Below are 17,374 nucleotides of genomic sequence, written 5' to 3'. Positions count from 1 at the left end.
GGAATAAATCCGTTGCCCGAAAGCGACCGCCGAACCCAAGCATCACAAACCAACGTTTGTGACACATGCTGATTGGCTATGCGCGCGTCTCTAAAGCCGATGGCAGGCAGTCTCTTGACCTGCAACGGGATGCCTTGATCGCGGCGAGCGTTGGAGAGGAGCAGATTTACTCGGATCTGGCATCTGGCAAAAAGGATGACCGGCCAGGGTTGGAGGCCTGCCTCAAGGCATTGCGTGACGGCGATGTTCTGGTTGTGTGGAAGCTCGATCGTTTGGGGCGTAGCCTGCATCATCTGGTCAAGACCGTCAGTATGCTGTCTGAGCGCGGGGTTGGTCTTAAAGTGCTCACCGGGCAAGGTGCGCAGATCGACACAACAACTGCGGCAGGACGGCTTTCATTCGGCATCTTTGCCGCTCTCGCCGAATTTGAAAGCGAGTTGATCCGTGAACGCACAGTGGCCGGTCTTCAGGCAGCCCGGGCGCGGGGGAGGAAAGGCGGACGAAAATTCGCGCTGTCAAAATCACAGGTGCGCATGGCACAGGCCGCAATGGCAAACCGCGACACGTCTGTTTCAGAACTTTGCAAAGAATTAGGCGTGAGGCCCGTTACTCTCTATCGCTACGTCGACCCGAACGGCAATCTGCGAGACTACGGCAAGCGCGTCCTCGGAGCCTAACGTACTATTCTGCACCCAGCCGGAATCTACCCCTATTTGTCAGTGTCCGGGGGGAAGGCCGACGCCGGGTAGACGAGGCATCAACAAAAACCCCAGCCCTTACAAAGCTGCAGAAGTAAAAAGTTCACGCTGAACAACGCGATCCGGCGACAAGATAGCAGTTTGCAGGCCTGATCCTGCCAGTTGCGGCGGCGCACAATACGGCCAGAATGAGGGGCAACAAAGCCCTGAGGTGGACCAAGATCTTGCGGATTTTATGGCCGCAGCCACATAGCACGGCGAAAATCGCGTCGCCGAACGTCCCCTTGAGTGGGCATCGCGGCAGACGTCCGTCAGTTTTCATGTGTTTAATCTCTGGTTCTATGGCGCTGCGCCGCCTCAGCAGTGTCTTCAGCTTTGGCGTCAGGCCCAGGCGCGTGCCGCTGATCAGCACTTTTGTCGTCGATACACCGTGGCCGCGATAGCCGCGGTCCACGACGGCCAGATCCGGAGGCCGACCGGTCAGGATCGCGACCTCCTCCAGGGCTTCGGGCAAAGTATGCCCATCGTAGGGATTGCCCGGCAGGGCGCGCATGCCGACGACGAAGCCCTCGTCGATGGTAGTAGCCAGGCTGACCTTGGTCCCGAACTCATAGCGCTTGCGGGCCTTGCCTTTGGAGATGCAGTCGACCTCGGGTTCATGCAGGGCGTAAATCTTGCCATGGTTCTTTGGGTTCTGATGCAGCAGGCGACCGACGAGCACGATGAAGGCCAAGAAAGCTGAGCGCTCCTTCGAGAAGGATCGCACGCGCTATTTTCAGCGTGATCACCACTATCAGATTGTTAAAGATATCGGGCATGATCTCGGTCAGTAGGAAGCGCGGCGTTAATGACCCCACCGCACGCGCCGCGGCGATGTAATCGCGCCGGCATTGCCCGAGGAGGTCCGAACGGCACTCGCCGCGCGGGGTCATCAGATCAAGGTTGTGACCTCTCCCATCGGAGGCAGTCAGGCGATCCGGATGACGGATGGGCTGCTGGAGGGTGGATCGGACAGCCGAAAAGATGATATCCCGCTGGGATACTGATCTTTTCGATGCGGACTGGCGGCCAAAGCCGGTACATGAAACAGCATTATCCCTGATGCCGGACGGACACATGACGTATCTCAGACGCTTTGGCATCGACACCTACATGCTGTTGCTGATTGCCACGGTGATCATTGGCTTGATTCTGCCGGTGCGCGGCGTGGCCGCCGACGCACTGAAGCAGATCACCTTCTGGGCGGTGGCGCTGCTGTTCTTTCTCTACGGTGCCAAGCTTGACGCCGCGGCCATCCGGTCCGGGATGCTGAACTGGCGGCTGCAGGGGCTGACCGTCGCTGCGACCTACCTGCTATCTCCGCTGCTGGGACTGGGCGTTGCGTTCGTGTTCGGCAGCGTGCTGGGCCCCGACCTGATCTTTGGCCTGATCTTCCTGTCGGTGCTGCCGTCCACCATCCAGTCGTCGATCGCCTTTACCGGCATGGCGGGGGGCAACGTGCCGGCGGCGATCTGTGCCGCGTCCTTTTCCAACCTGATCGGCGTGGCGCTGACACCTGCTCTGGTGGCCGTGCTCTTGCATCAGGGGGGCGGCGCCATCAGCGGGGCGGCCGTAGTCAAGATCGCGCTGCAGATCCTGCTGCCCTTCGTCGTCGGTCAGATTGCGCGTCCGCTGGTCGGCGATCTGGTGAAGCGGCACAGGGCGACGACGCTTATGGTTGACCGTGGCTCGATCCTGCTGATCGTCTATTCGGCGTTCAGCGCGGGCACTGTTTCGGGGCTGTGGTATGCAATTTCGGGGCCCAGCCTGATTCTGCTTTACGGTGTGGTCGTGCTGTTCCTGGCGCTCGCGATGGGGATCATGACCTTTACGGGCCGCGCCCTGAAGTTGCCGGACGAGGATCGCGCCGTGTTGTTCTTTTGCGGATCGACAAAAGGCCTTGCCAGCGGGTTGGCGATCGCGACGGCGCTTGTGCCCGCCGCGACGCTAGGGACGACGGTGCTGCCGCTGATGCTCTACCACCTGACGCAGCTTTTCGCATGCGCACTTGTGGCGCAACGTAAATCCAAAGATGCGGAAATTGCTGCGAGTGACTCAGTCCCTCGAAGAGAATGTCATTAGATCCAGCACCGGCTGTGTTGATGGCAATAACCGAGCAAAGAACAGTCATTTGCCTTTCTGAAAACGAGAGCGAGTAATGCAGGGCTTCCGATCACCGGTTGGATTGCAGCGCTTCGTCTCTATGCAGTCCGCAACACGTATTTCCTTCTCCGTAGTTCACGCTGAACAACGCGATCCGGCGACAAGTTAGCAGTTTGCCGGCCTGATCCTGTCAGTTGCGGCGGCGCACAATGCGGCCAGGATGAGGGACAACAAAGCCCTGAGGTGGGCCAGTATCTTGCGGATGTTATGGCCGCAGCCACAGAGCACGGCGAAGACCGCGTCGCCGAACGTCCCCTTGAGCGGGCATCGCGACAGACGTCCGTCAGTTTTCATGTGTCCAATCTCTGGTTCTATGGCGCTTCGCCGCCTCAGCAATGTCTTCAGCTTTGGCGTCAGGCCCCGGCGCGTGCCGCTGATCAGCACTTTTGTCGTCGATACACCGTGGCCGCGATAGCCGCGGTCCACGACGGCCAGATCCGGAGTCCGACCGGTCAGGATCGCGACCTGCTCCAGGGCTTCGGGCAAAGTGTGCCCATCGTAGGGATTGCCCGGCAGGGCGCGCATGCCGACGACGAAGCCCTCGTCGATGGTAGTGGCCAGACTGACCTTGGTTCCGAACTCATAGCGTTTACGGGCCTTGCCTTTGGAGATGCAGTCGACCTCGGGTTCATGCAGGGCGTAAATCTTGCCATGGCCCTTTGGGTTCTGATGCAGCAGGCGACTGACGAGCACGAGGGTGTCCAGAGCACGCTCACGGAAGGCGCCACCCGGAATTTTTTCGAGCTGACGGCGGATGTCGCGGAGGATGCGGCCGGTGTAGCCCTTCAACTTTTTCAGGGCTTTGCGCATGCGCTTGAATTGCCGGGCGTGGGCGTAGCGCCCGATCTGCATCGCGAGGCGGGGTGCCAGTCGATTGTAGTTCTGCCGCAGCGTGATCTCGCGTTCGTGGGCCAAGGCCACAAGCTGGCGACGTGCCTTTTCATACAGGCGCGCATCCGTTGGATGCGCGATGTTCTTCTCCATCACCGTCGTGTCCACGGCAATGCGCGCGAGACTGCAATCCTCCACGGCCCCGGACGTGACCCCAGCTTCGATCGTCTTGGTCAGCAGCCACTCGGCCCCTTCCTCTCCGATCCGCTGACGCCAGCGGGTCAAGCAGGACGGATCGACAGGGGGGCGGTGCTGGAAGAACGTCTCACCGGTGAAGTGCTGGTAGTAAGGGTTCTCGACCCATCGGGCGACGACGGCGTCGTCGGACAAACGATAGGCATGTTGGAGATACAGCAGCCCCGCGACTAGGCGCGGCGATGTTGCTGGCCGCCCTGTCGTGGCAGGAAAGAAACTGGCCCATTCGGTTTCGAAGAACTCCCAGTCAATCAGCTTTTCCAGTTTCGCCAATGCGTGGCGAAGATCGATCATCTCAGTCAGGCGGGGACGCAGGAGATCGTCCTGCTCGTCAGTGCGGGGATGAGGCTTCATCACGGCTCCGGAATTTGCAAGGTTTCGCGACCCAGCATACGAAACCCTGCAATTTTCTGCTACAGTTTTTACGAAATCTACAAACAAATTCATATGCTTGTGACTTATTCAGGGCGAACTAAAAAGCGTAGCCCCAGCCATGATAGCCCCGTCTCATCAATGCCAATACCCACGAAGACACTCTAACTTGGCCTGATAATGCAGGTTTAATTTCTACCGAAATGGTTGGCTGAGGCTTGATTCAGATATTTTTGAATCTAGACGCCAGATTTGAACCGTTGGCCATATTCAGAAATCAGGATGGACAGAAGATATAGGATATTGAGATAGTCTATCGCCTTCAAGTACGCTCAATGCGACGACCAACGCCCACCGCAAGGTGTTCTGAATGCGTTTTGAAGTCCCGCAGCGGCCTGAAATGGCTCACTACCAAAATTCCGTGTCACATACCGGACCGGACGTTTGACCCGGCCCGGTATGCGGGGTCTGTTACCGGGTCCAGCCTTCAGTTTTCATCAGGGACTGTGCTTCATCGGTCACCAGAAAATTCAGAAAAGCCTGCGCCTCCGGATCAGCATCAGGTGCCAGGGCGACGTTCAAATCGCGCCAGATTGCGCGGTCAGGAGAGAACGCAACGGCCTCGATCTTTTCAGGGTTACGCGATGTCCAGTCAGGCCAAGTGATCCAGGCGTCAGCGTCCAGATCGGTAAAAGCTTTAAAACCAGCACCTGATCCATGTTCAAACGCGACGATATTCTTACGCAATCCGACAACGTCCGACAGGCTGCCCGTACGTCCGGCCACATCTTCCCAGACGCCGGTGCCAGATGTGTTTCCGACGCCTGCGCCTTCGGTCACCACGACCTTGATGCCTTCTGCCAGCAGGTCGTCGAAACCGGTAATGGATTTGGGGTTGCCGGCCTTGACCGCAATAATGGCGGGACGCAGGTAAATCGGCATCACTTGATCCGACGAGAATGATTTGTAGGTCTCCAGAAAGGCCGTCATCGACTGTTCGGACGTGCCCCAGATGATGTCGGCATCTGCCTGGGCCTGCTGAGACCATTTGGGTTCGGGACCGAAGGTGATCGCGACGGTACCTCCCGTTTGCTCTTGCCAAAGATCGGCCACTTTTTGAAGTGCTGTATGGGGGCCGCCCGCCCCATATAGGCGGACAACACCGTCCTTCGCCTCATGAACAATGTCGGGATCAAACATCACCGTGTCTTGCGCAAAAGCCGGGGTCACCATGGCCATATTCAGGGCCACATATGAAATTAGTTTCATCTTCGTTCTCCGGTACCAGTCGTCCGCAGTTGCCATGTGGCGGTCGCGGCGATTGCAGGAAGAACGAACCGGAGGGTCAGTTTATTCCATCACAAAGTCAAATTCATGGTTTTCGCGGCATCACGTCTGCGTGGCGCTCTAACTAGACAGGAAGGTGGTACAGCCTTCGCGAAACGCGGATAGCCCGCCTTGGGCCGGATGCCTGACATAGGTCAGCGACACTCCGACGGGCTGGGCACAGCGCTCTGCGACACGTCCGATACACAAGATTTTCTGTGGTGCAAACATCGCTGCGAGTGCCGCAAGTACAGCCAGATTGGCCCGTATTTCCGGCGCTGACGGTGTGCGGATGGCATAGTCTGGTGCGCTGCGGTGCGGGACTTGCATGACCGCGTTCCAAAGTAACGGCACATCGTCTGGCATTGCTTCCCAGATTGCACGCGCGGTGACAGAGCCTGGATCGTCGTGTTGCGCGGTTGGATGGCGAAACGGCACGACCATTTTCAACCGCGTTGCTAATGGCAGCAGCATCCGGTCGCCGGTCAAGGGCAGCCCGGTCCGCCGGGCACCACGTCTGGACATGGCCTCGGCCAACCACATGACGCGAGGACGTCGAACTTGCATTGCCTGCAGATAGAGCGTCAGGTTCGCCCGCCGTATTTCTGGTGCATCCGCGCTCTCGAGCGCGGGATCATGGTCGCGATAGGGATTAAACAGCCGATCCGATCCCTCAATTTGCTCCAATAACGTTATGATGGCGGCAACCGTCATGGCGCAATGACATGTTGGATAAATGCCTGGGTCGCGCGACTGACATGACGCTGTGTCGCATTTACGGCAAAGAACTTCCGCTCGGGCAGCTTGAACGCTAATCGGGCCAGGCGCCCCACCTGCAGGGCGTCTGCGACAACCAGATGCGACAGCGCCGCAATACCGGCGCCAGCTTCGACAGCAGCGCGCACCGCTTCATTCGAGGGAAGCTCGAGGACAACAGACAAATCCATGACGGCAATGCCCGCCTCTTTCAGTGCCTGCTCGAGTATAGCACGCGTGCCCGAGCCAGGCTCGCGAAAGACCCACGGTGCCGTCCGCAGATCATCACCGTGCGCGGCCTGATCTGCGCGAGCGACCAGCACCAGGTGATCTGTAGCGGCGGGGATCAGGGTGATTTGCGGGTCCGCAACGTGATCTTCAACGAAGCCCAGATCGGCTTCGCCCGTGACGATGGCCTGACAGGCGGCATGGGTGTTCAGAATGCGCAGTGACAGATCAATTCCCGGAAAGGCTGTGTGGAAGCTCTGCATGCGGGGCGGAAGCCAGTAGTTTGCAACCGTCTGGCTGGACACAAGCCGCAGCTTGCCGTGGGCAAGGGCGGTGGATGCGCTGAGGCAGCCCGCAGCCTCGTCTGCCCGGGCGAGAACCGCGCGCGCTTCCGGCAGAAAATCACGACCAAGATTTGTCAGCACGATACCGCGCCCAATGCGGTCGAACAGCAGCACATCATGGCGTTCTTCCAACGCAGCAATGGCGGCACTCACGGCAGATTGGGTCAGGTTCAGCGCATGAGCCGCATCAGTCATATGCTGACGTTCCGCCACAGCAATGAAGATGCGAAGTTGTTCAAGCGTCATGATCTCTACACCTCACTCTCACCCATCAGTAAAATCGATCTGTTTTACAAATTCAATCCGTTGGATCGTTTGGTTCGCTTCGTCTATCGAGGTTAAGAACAGGAGATCCACAATGACATTCTACAAAATGCGCGCAGTATCGCTGGGATTGCAGCCTTTTTCGCAGCTGACCAGCCCAATGGAAATTATTCGCCAGTTCACCCCCAACTGGTTTGCGGCCACGATGGGAACGGGCATCCTCGCAATTGCGCTGGCACAACTTCCCGACGCGTTCAGCTCCCTTGGCAAAGCGCTTTGGCTGTTCAATATTGCCCTGTTCACGCTGTTTTCGGCGCTCTATGCGGCACGATGGATCTTATTCTTCCACGAAGCGAAGCGGATTTTCGGTCACTCGGTCGTCTCGATGTTTTTTGGCTGTATCCCGATGGGGTTGGCCACGATCATCAACGGATTTTTGATCTTTGGACTGCCATCAATGGGCAGCATCGCGATCGAGGTCGCGACCGTCTTATGGTGGATTGATGTCGGTATGGCAGCACTTTGTGGCATCGCCATACCCTATTTGATGTTCACCCGCCAAAGCCACGCCATCGATCAGATGACTGCCGTCTGGCTGTTGCCAATGGTTGCAGCCGAGGTCGCAGCGGTGTCGGGGGGGTTGCTGGCCCCGCACCTTGCCGACGCACATACCCAACTGCTGGTGCTGGTGTGGTCTTACGTCCTCTGGGCCCTGTCGGTCCCCATTGCGATGAGCGTCCTTGTCGTCCTGATCCTGCGGCTCGCCATCCACAAGTTGCCGCACGTTTCCATGGCGGCCTCCAGTTGGCTGGCGCTTGGACCGATCGGCACCGGGGCATTGGGCCTTATGACGTTAGGCCAGGCCGCCCCTGCCATCTTTGCGGCGAATGATCTGGGTCAGTATAGCAGCGCCGCGGCGGGCATCGGTCTCATCGGCGGATTGCTGATGTGGGGCTATGGGCTGTGGTGGTTTGCGATGGCAGTGCTCATCACCGGGCGCTATGCACGCGACGGTCTGCCATTCAACCTTGGTTGGTGGGGTTATACATTCCCGCTGGGTGTATTTGCCGTTGCTTCATTGAAGCTTGCGAGCTTGCTGCCGATTACTGCGATTTATGTTTTTGGCCTGATATTGGTGGCACTGTTGGGCGCTGCGTGGATCGTCGTCGGAACGCGCACGGTCTGCGGCGCCTGGCGTGGGGATCTGTTTGCAGCACCCTGCCTGAAGGACGATTGACAGGTTCGAACAGGCCTTCCCACTTATCGCAGAAAAGGACATGGCATAACGGGAAATCGTATTTTTCTGCCTTCGGGTGCGACCGCTGCCGTTGCCCGAATTGCAATGACACAAGAGACGGGGCAGCCGGCTGACAACCATGCGATGACGGATGGCGGTCATGTCTATGCAGGAAACCAAATCCGCGTGATGAAAGATTGGCGTCAAGTACGTCAGGCACGCTAGTGTCTGAGTGTCCGCCTGTTCCCGCCGTCGAGTACGGATGACCTGTCGTGAGTGCGCTATGCTGAATGCCAACCAACGCCAGATGCTCACCGCTGCCGCTGGCGGATTGTTCGGCTACGCGTTGGCGTTGACACGCAATCGCGATTCAGCCGCAGATCTCGTGCAAGATTGTGTCGTGCGTGCCATCTCAGCCAAGCAGGCGCCCCAGGACGAACGTGCATTTCGCGCGTGGCTGTTCACCATCGCACGGCATTTATGGTTCGATCGATTGCGATCGTGGCGCCGACGGCGCGCCATGCAAGAGGCGGTCGACCTGGATCAACGCACAAGCGGTGCACTCTACGATATCACGGTCACCCATCTGGCAGTCCGCGAGGCATTCTTTTTGCTGTCGGAAAATCACCGGGATGTGCTGGCGCTTGTGGACATCGGCGGGCTTACTTATGACGAAACCGCTGAACTTTTGCGGATTAAACGCGGCACGGTGATGAGCCGCGTGAGCCGTGCGCGTGCCGCCCTGGCAGAAAAGCTTTCAGGTCCGCATGTCGTGGAATTGCCGCGAAAGGGCAAAGGGATGCGCCGTGGTTGATGAACGAACTCGAGACGAACAGGTCAGCGCATATGTCGATGGCGCACTAGATCCGCAAGACGCGGCTCGGATGGCCGAGGCAATCGCACGCGATCCGGCGCTTGCCAGCCATGTGGCCCATTATCAGGCTTTGCGGGCAGGGGTCGCGTCACTGGCGTCAGACACAGTCATCATCGCGATCCCTGAGCGATACTCAGGAGCAGGAAGGCCTGCATGGCGTCCTGCCGTGCTGGCCGCCTCTGCCATCTTGATCGCAGCCGGCGCAGTATGGTGGTTAGTCCTGACTGGTCCCATTTCGGATGATATTCCGGCACAGATCATCATTGCAGAAAGTTCTGACCTTGCCACGATGATCGCACATTTCGATAAGTGGGCAAGTGGCGCTCAGAACGTGACAACGGAGGGTCCGCTCATCGGCATCGCCGCAATCGTTCAAGCCAATGGGTTGCAGCAGACGTCACTAGAAAGAGTCACCTTGCCACTTGGGCGCAAAGCGGACGCACTGGGTTTTGTCGGTCCCAGCAATTGCCATCTTGGGCTCTATGTGACCGCGCATGCCGGAGATCGCCCGGCCGGTCTCGCAATCTCAGATGACGGCCATGTCCTGATTGCACAATGGGCCGGACCCCATCAGCAGATGACGATGGTCTCGCGATCCATGAACGCGACTCGCTTCGCCATTCTCGCGCTGGCTCTGCGCAATGGGACTGACGCACCCAATGAGATACATCCCGATTTGCTCTCCTCTCTGGCGACGGCACGCCAGCCCTGTCTGGGCTGATGGACAAGTTTATTTTGCATCATGAGGAATAAACGCCCCCTGCCAATCGTCTGAACTTGCGACGATCTCAAACATGACAAGCACGTCATAGCGATCGCAGAAAAATGGGGGAACCATGTTCAACAGACGACAGATGATCGCATCCACCGGGGCTGCTGCCGGATTCGTGATGGCTGGCGGCACGCCATTGCTCGCTGAAACAGTATCGCTGGGTTTTGAAAATGGAGATCGGTCGCTGGTCGCCTATCCGGGGAAGCGGCCTTTGCTGCAGCTGTCATCCCGACCGCCGCAGTTGGAGACGCCGTTCAGTGTGTTCAATGAAGGCATGTTGACCCCCAATGACGCGTTTTTCGTGCGGTACCACTTGGCTGACATCCCGACCGAGATTGATCCTGACACCTTCACACTCGAGATCGCCGGCACAGTGGCCACGCCCATGTCGCTGTCTCTCGCTGACCTGAAATCGCAATTCGATACGATTGATCTGGTCGCAGTTCATCAATGTTCAGGCAACAGCCGTGGCTTTGTCACGCCACGTGTCGGTGGTGGGCAGGCAGGGAATGGCTTGATGGGTAACGCACGCTGGACTGGCGTTTCCCTAAAATCCGTCCTTGAAAAGGCGGGCGTGCAAGACGGGGCGATTCAGGTCGCATTCGAAGGGTTGGATGGGCCTGTCCTGCCCGACACCCCCGACTTTACCAAGTCGCTGGAACTGGCCCATGCCATGGACGGCGAAGTCATGCTGGCGTGGGCCATGAATGGCGAAGATCTGCCCTGGCTGAATGGCTATCCTCTCCGTCTTGTGGTCCCGGGGCACTACGGCACCTACTGGGTCAAGCACCTCAACCAGATAATCGTGCGCGACACGCCATTGGACTCGTTCTGGATGACGACGGCCTATCGCATCCCGGACAACAGTTGCGCATGTGTCGAACCTGGCACCAAGCCTGAAACGACCGTGCCGATCGCCCGCTTCAACGTCCGGTCCTTTATCACCAATGTGCTGGATGGCGCGGCAGTAGCTGCGAATGCGCCGCTCGCACTGCGGGGAATAGCGTTCGATGGCGGATCTGGCATTACCGAGGTCAGCGTCTCCGCAGATGACGGCAAGACATGGCAAAAAGCATCCTTGGGCGAGGACATGGGAAAATACGCATTCCGCGAATGGACGCTGTCGATGCCCGTGGCGTCGGGTGAGGTGTCACTGTTGGTGCGCGCGACAAATGCGAACGGCCAGACCCAACCGATGCAAGCGCAATGGAACCCATCGGGCTATATGCGCAACGTCGTCGAAACCACACGTCTCACGGCAGCCTGAGGAGATGACAATGAAAACCTTTCACATAGCCGCTTTGGCTGGACTGACCTTCCTGGCCCAAGCCGCCATCGCGGATTCCGTCATCTATGACATGCCCTATGATGGCTCCGTCGTGTTCCGCGCCGGAGACGGATCAGATGTGGCCGAAGCCAATTGCATAACCTGCCATTCGACCGATTACATCGAATACCAGCCTCCCGGCAAAGGCCCTGACTTCTGGAAGGCCGAAGTACACAAGATGATCGCAATCTACGGTGCGCCAATTACCGAAGAGGATGGCGATATCATCGCTGCGTATCTGGCCGCACAGTACTAGAGTTTACGAAACCCAAGTAAAAGATGATCGGAGCGTTCTCCGGTCATCTTGTCAAACTGCAACACTCCAAGCTTCTAAGTGCTAAATCAGAAGTATCTGCCTCTCGCTCTGGCAGCTGCTCATTCGGATGAGCCTAACCTGATTAACGCTGTACAAGGCTTGATCCATCCAACGTGCGTTTGATGGACAAGCGCAAAGGCAGTCCTAAAATGCCTTCGCACCGTGTTCTTGGACAACTTGATTTTTGAATGGGTTTGCGGACAGATAGGTTTGTCGGAGACGCCTCATGACCCTACCCAAGCCTAGAGGAAAATCTTGTCCCTCATTGGATACGCGAGGGTCTTGACTGCAGAGCAAGATCTCCCTTCAGCTTGACGCTTTGAATGCCGTCGGGGCTGCCCACATCTTTGAAGACCGCGGTGTCTCTGGTGCCAAGACCGAGCGACCGGGGCTCATTGCTGCACTTTCATTTCTGCGCGATGGTGATATTTCCAGAGTTTAATTTTTTCCTATTTGATCCGTGAACACCATTTCAGTTTAAGCCCGGCTGGCCGCCGCGAACTGCTCCATCGCTGCTTCCAAGTTTTCCATAATCTCGGACATCAAGACATCTGGTTCCGGGAGGTTGTCGAGGTCCTCGGTGATGGCAGTGAACGTCTTACCTGACCCGGTGGCCATTTGCGCCAGCGCACGGGGCTTACCGCGTTGCAATGACGTTTCGAGATTGGTGATCGCCGTGATCTGGCACGCGCGCAGGCCGTCGGTTTTCAGGTGCGGCAGCGTCTGCAACCCGGACCGCAGGGACAACGGATCATTGCGCCATGCCTTCAGCGTTTCAGTACGGTGAAACGTGAATACCTCGCGTGACCGGGGGTGCGGATCTCGGCCGTCGGGAACCGGGTGACGACGGCGGTGCTCTCGTAAATAAACGGCAACGGCTCCGCGCCGGCGACCCATTTCAACTTAGCAGTCGCATAACCTGAGGATTGCTCCTCTACCGTTGTCAGACGCTCACCCAAGCTGTCCGGTTTCGCCTCGACCACGCCGACAGCACGACCGTCGACGAAAAGGACATAGTCGGCCGGTCCAGTGTCCGTCGGATATTCCCGCACCGCTACTCCCGAGGCCGCACTGGGATTAAGCGACACCTTATCCTGCACCACCCAACCTGCAGCCAGCAGTCGCTTGTCAATCTGATCGGGAGCGACCTGTTCGGGGTTCTGGTTTGCGGATTTTGACACGAAGACACTTATACTTTTTGTACAATCGCAATCATGACGATCGCCCGCAATAAGCGCACTCCCAACGAACAGCGGCCGACAGTTAGGTTTGGTCCTGTTTCGATTTTGTTTCGCTCGCTCGACGCAGCAATGTCCAGAAATTCAGCGGCAAATAACTCAGGAAAATCAACTTGTTGCAACGCAAACATATGATCTGATGAATTTACCGAAGTGCCTTTGGTCGACGCCAAGCCGCCGTAATCGCCAGTCAAGGCCTTCTCGTAGATTGCGCCTCCCAAGCCAATCCTCCATAGTGAAGCTGGAGGCGCTGTGGATTCATATTTGGATATCGCGAAGGTCGTACTGCGGGCGCGGCGACGCCCGATGGGGGCGAAGTCCATCCTTGATGCTGCCCGCAAAGCGGAAATCCTTCCCGAGCATCTCCACGGAAGAACTCAGCAGAAAACCTTACAGGCGCGTTTGAGTGAAGATATTCTCCGAGCGCGCGAAGGATCTTCGTTCTATCGAACCGAGCCTGGGCAGTTCGCGCTGAAGGAATTTCTAACCGATCCAGATTTTCCATCGAAATGGAAGGTTGAGTTCCCCGCTCGGCGGCGGACCCGCGACCTCAAACGGCCCGACAGCCTCGCCATTCGCTATACAATGGCAGCATCGCTTGAAAACACTACCATTTCAATGTCGGAGTTCGCTGAACGATTAAACGGCTCCAACTCGATCACCACGATGCACCCCGAAGACATGAAAAAAGATGGGTATTGTGCGATCTGGACCTTTTCAGTCGTTCGAAAACGTGACCAGATCCTAGCCTACCGGATCGGACGCTACCGCGATGATCGCGACACGTTCGCCAACCGTCGGTCAATAGGTTTTCCTGGAGCGCTCGCAGCAGAAGACGCCTCGCTTTTTTCAACGGACCGCCTAGGTATTCAAGACTGCTCCGTCGCCGTTCTTCAACAGGACCTCGACTTGTCCCTTGCCACTTTCGAGCGTTCTGTGGAGCAGTCTCCTAAGATTGAGTGCGTGACAGCCCTTACCGACATGGATGGCCAACTCGATTTGGTGATAGTTGTCACGTGGGAAAGTCCCGAATGGTTCGAGCCAACAACGAAACGCCTCTCACTTAATGATCCAGACTGGATTCATACTAGAGCTCTTCCAAACGACATTGACGATTTCGAACCTTGGAGCGCACACATCCTAGGCTTACTTGCTGCAAAGGATAGGGTAGGGTTTGCGCAGAGGTAGAATTAGCAACCTTGAGGCCGCCTTTTTAAAGTTCGAACTCGAAAGCCAAGATACCCGGCGGCAGAAAACGGCCCTCCAAGACCTCTGCCGCCGATATAGGGGTGGGCAGGCCCTATCGCCCGAGGCAAGGCGCGATTTTGAGATCCAAGCTGGATATTTGGCCGTAAACGCGCGTGATACCAAGGTAGTAAGATGGGCGTTGAATACGATCGCCCGTCTTGGGACCCAGCAAGGCGCTTCAAATAGCGTCACCTCTGCTGTCGCGTTGCCCTTAAATCGGTTCTGCCTCAATCTGTGTGGCGCAGTGGCAGCATTCGGGCTCTGAGGAGTTCTGGTCCGGCGCGACCGTACATGGCGCGCTTGAGGGTCTTCAGGCGATTGACTTGGCCCTCAGCCTGACCGTTGCTCCACGGAAGTTCGATGGCATTGCGCACGGCCTCGATGTCGCGGTGCAGCGTGCGGGCAAAGCGCATGATTGGTGGGATGCCAGTCTCAATGGCCAGGTCGATCCATGCGTCCAGCGGGGCGGACTGGTCGCCGCGCAAAATGCCCTGAAACCGCATGGCAAGGCTCCGCATCGTGGCAAAGCTTGGCGATCCGGCCTTCAATGCATCTACCTTTTGGGCCTGGTCTGCGGTCAATTTGCGTCGCGGCTTGATACAGAGCGCCGCTGCGACAACCGGCGAAATGGCGTGACCGGTTTGCGGGTCCCGCACAGGCGCCAGGGGCAGCGGCGTGTCGGTCGGGCCTGCTAGAACGGTTTGTTCATCCCTTCGCCATCCGGCCAGCAGACGTTGCAAATGAGACAAGCTGCCCTCATAGCCATGGCGTTGAATTTCGACCAATAATTCCTGGCCGGACCGGATACCCTGTTTCCAGAGATCGGCCAGTATGCTCTCAAAATACCACGGCGACGTGGGCTTCAATGCAGCTCGGCGGCGGTCTGGTGGCGAGTCGGAGCTCAACCACTTCGCCACACTACGACGCGGGAAGCCGGTCCGACGTCCAATTTCGCTACAAGACAGCCCTTGATCACGAAGCGCATGGATGTTTCGGAAAATTTCCTCACGTGATTTCCGATGAGCAAGACGCGATCGCAGTAGATGATTGGCCGTGCTGATGTTTTCGGCATCTGACAATAGCGCCCGCCCGGTGGCGCGGCCATGCATATTCATCTGCTCTTCAATGGCCTGGCGCAGGTTCTGGACGAGATGGAAACGGTCTGCGACCTGCAGGGCTTGCGGTGCACCCTGACGTGCGGCCTTCGCATATCCGCCACAACGATCCCGACTGATGACTTCAATCTCAGGGTGCTGCCGCAGCCAGCTCGCACAGCTTTCAACGCTCCGATCCGGAAGAATATCAATTACGGTCTGCCGCTCGAGATCGACGATGATGGTTCCGTAAGTCTGCGACTTGCGCCAGCTCCAATCGTCGATGCCAATGACCGTTGGCGGCGGGGCGACGCTTTCCGCACACTTCTTGAGGTGTCGCAGCACCGTGTCATTGCTGACACCGACGCCTAAACGGCGCAAGAGCCGCTCGGCAGGCCGTCCACCCGTGGCGTGCCCCAGATGAACTACAATCTCATCAGCACGCGAAGTTCGACGTGCAAATGGACGCGCAATTGACGAGGTGTAGTCCGAAAAAGTCCGCCGCGGGCACGTGGAAGCGCGACATCGCCACCTGCAGACCCAGAGTGCGATTGTTACCTTGTCGCCAAGTGCAGGTAAATCCTGTAGCCGCCTTTGCCGCCACCCGTGACGACGCCGAGAATGCAAACCACAATCTGGGCAGATGCCTCTCGGTGCCAAAACACCGGATACAAGCCACCCGCCGGAATCACGTCGCTTAACGCCTTGAACCGAAACGTCGCTCCCGGGCGACCAGTGCTTTTTTGAAATCACGACTATCCCTCCCGAATGTTCCAAGCTCAGGATAGTTGCGCCACACAAATTGAGGCAGAACCCAATTAAGGGCTACGCGACACATGGATTTCGATGCGGATGTCGCGGCTGTAGTCATCGCCCAGAAGAGCCCTCACCCGCGCCTCGACCGCGCCGCCTGCGTCATGATCCGTATGCACAACCTCCGGCTCTTCGGTCAGGTTGAAACGGATCAATGGAGAGGTCGCGGCGCGAATGATCTGGGGGTGCAGCTCCGGAGGCGCGCCTTCGATCAGTTGTGCTACATTGGCGGCCCGTCCGGCGGCTTCCGCGCCGATCGCCGCCTGCACGGCGAGTGTTCTTTCGTCAACGAAGAACCAGAGGCTCACCGCCTGCGCCACGACGATAACACCCAGCACCAAGAGTGAGATCTGCGTGCGCAGTCTCCACGGGCGCGTTTTCACGAACTGACCTCGACATCGCAGGTCAGGCTGTAACCGCCGTTGCGCACGGTGGAGATGACACGGGGGCGCAATACGTCCGGTTCGATCTTGCGGCGCAGGCGGCTGATCTGATTGTCGATCGTCCGGTCAAGCGGTCCGGCCACGCGCCCCGCTGTCATTTCCAGCAGCTCATCGCGGCTCATGACGATACGCGGGCGTTCGAGCAGGATGGACAGGAGTTTCAGCTCACCGGAGGTTACCTGATTGCGGGTGCCGTCCGGGGCGGTCAGGGTCCGTCCGTCATAGTCCAGTTCGAGATGGGCGAACCGGATGCGCTTGCCCGCGAATGGGTCCTGCGGAGGGCTCTTCTCGCTGCGTCGCATGATGGCCCTGATCCGGGCCAACAACTCGCGCGGATTGAAGGGTTTGGAGAGATAATCATCCGCGCCGCCTTCCAGACCCTCGATGCGGTCGTCGTCCTCTCCGAGGGCGGTCAGCATCAGGACCGGTGTGCCGCACTCCTGACGCAATCTTTTGCACGCAGTCAGCCCGTCTTCGCCGGGCATCATCACATCGAGCACGATCAGATCGAAAGAATGTCTTGCGCGCTGAGCGTCCATCTCTGCGGCACTTTCGGCGACCGAGGTTCGCATGCCGTTCCGTTCGAGATAGCTTGAAACGGAATTGCGGATCTCGTCATGGTCGTCGACGACCAGAATGTGGGCAGGTTCGCTCATACCCGGTGTATATCAAACCGCCGGTGTAAATGTCCGCCCCCTCTTTGTAGCCAAATGTAACGGCAGTTTGACGCGTCGCG

General features: G+C 58.0%; 15 protein-coding genes and 5 pseudogenes. 10 read left to right on the top strand and 10 right to left on the bottom strand.

The window, feature by feature from the left end; all coding sequences use genetic code 11:
* Nucleotides 1-65: 65 nt before the first annotated feature.
* Nucleotides 66-677 (top strand): recombinase family protein, encoded by a 612-nt coding sequence (locus R1T45_RS00285; protein WP_047998005.1) that lies wholly within the window; start codon nt 66-68, stop codon nt 675-677.
* Between the two features lie 124 nt (nt 678-801).
* Here the strand turns inward: R1T45_RS00285 and R1T45_RS00280 are convergent.
* A pseudogene (locus R1T45_RS00280) lies at nt 802-1,425 on the bottom strand (transposase); the annotation flags it as partial.
* A gap of 389 nt (nt 1,426-1,814) precedes the next feature.
* On the opposite strand from R1T45_RS00280, the gene R1T45_RS00270 reads away from it, so the two are divergent.
* Both R1T45_RS00270 and R1T45_RS00265 read left to right on the top strand, forming a co-directional pair.
* Nucleotides 1,815-2,819, top strand: coding sequence for a bile acid:sodium symporter family protein (locus tag R1T45_RS00270; RefSeq protein WP_093734039.1), 1,005 nt, complete (start codon nt 1,815-1,817; stop codon nt 2,817-2,819).
* 25 nt (nt 2,820-2,844) lie between these two features.
* Nucleotides 2,845-2,973: pseudogene (locus tag R1T45_RS00265) on the top strand (IS6 family transposase); the annotation flags it as partial.
* Between the two features lie 32 nt (nt 2,974-3,005).
* On the opposite strand, the gene R1T45_RS00260 reads toward R1T45_RS00265, so the two are convergent.
* The 4 genes from R1T45_RS00260 to R1T45_RS00245 all read right to left on the bottom strand — a co-directional run bounded on the left by R1T45_RS00260 (nt 3,006) and on the right by R1T45_RS00245 (nt 7,258).
* On the bottom strand, nt 3,006-4,340 hold the full coding sequence (locus tag R1T45_RS00260; protein ID WP_317388895.1) for an IS5 family transposase: 1,335 nt from the start codon (nt 4,338-4,340) through the stop codon (nt 3,006-3,008).
* Nucleotides 4,341-4,829: 489 nt separating this feature from the next.
* Nucleotides 4,830-5,627: a substrate-binding domain-containing protein gene (locus R1T45_RS00255; RefSeq protein ID WP_237066210.1), complete on the bottom strand. Its 798-nt coding sequence runs from the start codon at nt 5,625-5,627 to the stop codon at nt 4,830-4,832.
* Between the two features lie 138 nt (nt 5,628-5,765).
* Nucleotides 5,766-6,398 carry a hypothetical protein gene (locus R1T45_RS00250; protein ID WP_093734036.1) on the bottom strand — a complete coding sequence of 211 codons (633 nt, stop codon included), beginning with the start codon at nt 6,396-6,398 and terminating at the stop codon, nt 5,766-5,768.
* Nucleotides 6,395-7,258: a LysR family transcriptional regulator gene (locus R1T45_RS00245; RefSeq protein WP_093734035.1), complete on the bottom strand. Its 864-nt coding sequence runs from the start codon at nt 7,256-7,258 to the stop codon at nt 6,395-6,397. Before R1T45_RS00245 ends, R1T45_RS00250 begins: the two co-directional genes overlap by 4 nt.
* Before the next feature lie 112 nt (nt 7,259-7,370).
* Here R1T45_RS00245 and R1T45_RS00240 point away from each other — a divergent pair, with 112 nt between their 5' ends.
* The 6 genes and pseudogenes from R1T45_RS00240 to R1T45_RS00215 all read left to right on the top strand — a co-directional run.
* Entirely contained in the window at nt 7,371-8,513 is a 1,143-nt protein-coding gene (locus R1T45_RS00240) for a TDT family transporter (RefSeq protein WP_093734034.1), read from the top strand.
* A gap of 283 nt (nt 8,514-8,796) precedes the next feature.
* Nucleotides 8,797-9,327, top strand: coding sequence for an RNA polymerase sigma factor (locus R1T45_RS00235; RefSeq protein ID WP_237066208.1), 531 nt, complete (start codon nt 8,797-8,799; stop codon nt 9,325-9,327).
* Entirely contained in the window at nt 9,320-10,108 is a 789-nt protein-coding gene (locus tag R1T45_RS00230; RefSeq protein WP_093734032.1) for an anti-sigma factor family protein, read from the top strand. Before R1T45_RS00235 ends, R1T45_RS00230 begins: the two co-directional genes overlap by 8 nt.
* A gap of 115 nt (nt 10,109-10,223) precedes the next feature.
* The gene (locus R1T45_RS00225) at nt 10,224-11,426 is read left to right on the top strand and encodes a molybdopterin-dependent oxidoreductase (RefSeq protein WP_093734031.1); all 1,203 of its coding nucleotides are present in this window, start codon (nt 10,224-10,226) and stop codon (nt 11,424-11,426) included.
* Nucleotides 11,427-11,436: 10 nt separating this feature from the next.
* The gene (locus R1T45_RS00220) at nt 11,437-11,742 is read left to right on the top strand and encodes a cytochrome c (RefSeq protein ID WP_237066204.1); all 306 of its coding nucleotides are present in this window, start codon (nt 11,437-11,439) and stop codon (nt 11,740-11,742) included.
* A gap of 315 nt (nt 11,743-12,057) precedes the next feature.
* Nucleotides 12,058-12,241 (top strand): annotated as a pseudogene (locus tag R1T45_RS00215) (recombinase family protein); the annotation flags it as partial.
* A gap of 140 nt (nt 12,242-12,381) precedes the next feature.
* Here R1T45_RS00215 and R1T45_RS00210 read toward each other — a convergent pair.
* Both R1T45_RS00210 and R1T45_RS00205 read right to left on the bottom strand, forming a co-directional pair.
* Nucleotides 12,382-12,983, bottom strand: a pseudogene (locus R1T45_RS00210) (DEAD/DEAH box helicase family protein); the annotation flags it as partial.
* Nucleotides 12,984-12,991: 8 nt separating this feature from the next.
* Nucleotides 12,992-13,261 carry a hypothetical protein gene (locus tag R1T45_RS00205; protein ID WP_093734029.1) on the bottom strand — a complete coding sequence of 90 codons (270 nt, stop codon included), beginning with the start codon at nt 13,259-13,261 and terminating at the stop codon, nt 12,992-12,994.
* 43 nt (nt 13,262-13,304) lie between these two features.
* Here R1T45_RS00205 and R1T45_RS00200 point away from each other — a divergent pair, with 43 nt between their 5' ends.
* Nucleotides 13,305-14,228: an HTH domain-containing protein gene (locus tag R1T45_RS00200; RefSeq protein ID WP_167354554.1), complete on the top strand. Its 924-nt coding sequence runs from the start codon at nt 13,305-13,307 to the stop codon at nt 14,226-14,228.
* Nucleotides 14,229-14,515: 287 nt separating this feature from the next.
* Here R1T45_RS00200 and R1T45_RS00195 read toward each other — a convergent pair whose 3' ends face one another.
* The 3 genes and pseudogenes from R1T45_RS00195 to R1T45_RS00185 form a co-directional block, all read right to left on the bottom strand.
* Nucleotides 14,516-16,042 (bottom strand): ISL3 family transposase, encoded by a 1,527-nt coding sequence (locus R1T45_RS00195; protein ID WP_082033403.1) that lies wholly within the window; start codon nt 16,040-16,042, stop codon nt 14,516-14,518.
* Nucleotides 16,043-16,218: 176 nt separating this feature from the next.
* Nucleotides 16,219-16,578, bottom strand: a pseudogene (locus R1T45_RS00190) (two-component sensor histidine kinase); the annotation flags it as partial.
* The gene (locus R1T45_RS00185; protein WP_088664274.1) at nt 16,575-17,294 is read right to left on the bottom strand and encodes a response regulator; all 720 of its coding nucleotides are present in this window, start codon (nt 17,292-17,294) and stop codon (nt 16,575-16,577) included. The pseudogene R1T45_RS00190 and the gene R1T45_RS00185, both read right to left, overlap by 4 nt.
* Nucleotides 17,295-17,374: the final 80 nt, after the last annotated feature.

The sequence above is a fragment of the Sulfitobacter sp. LC.270.F.C4 genome (assembly GCF_032922545.1).
In the GTDB taxonomy this organism is placed as follows: Bacteria; Pseudomonadota; Alphaproteobacteria; order Rhodobacterales; family Rhodobacteraceae; genus Sulfitobacter; species Sulfitobacter profundi.
Note: the sequence above shows the minus strand (reverse complement) of the source record. Positions and strands in the feature narration are given on the sequence as shown.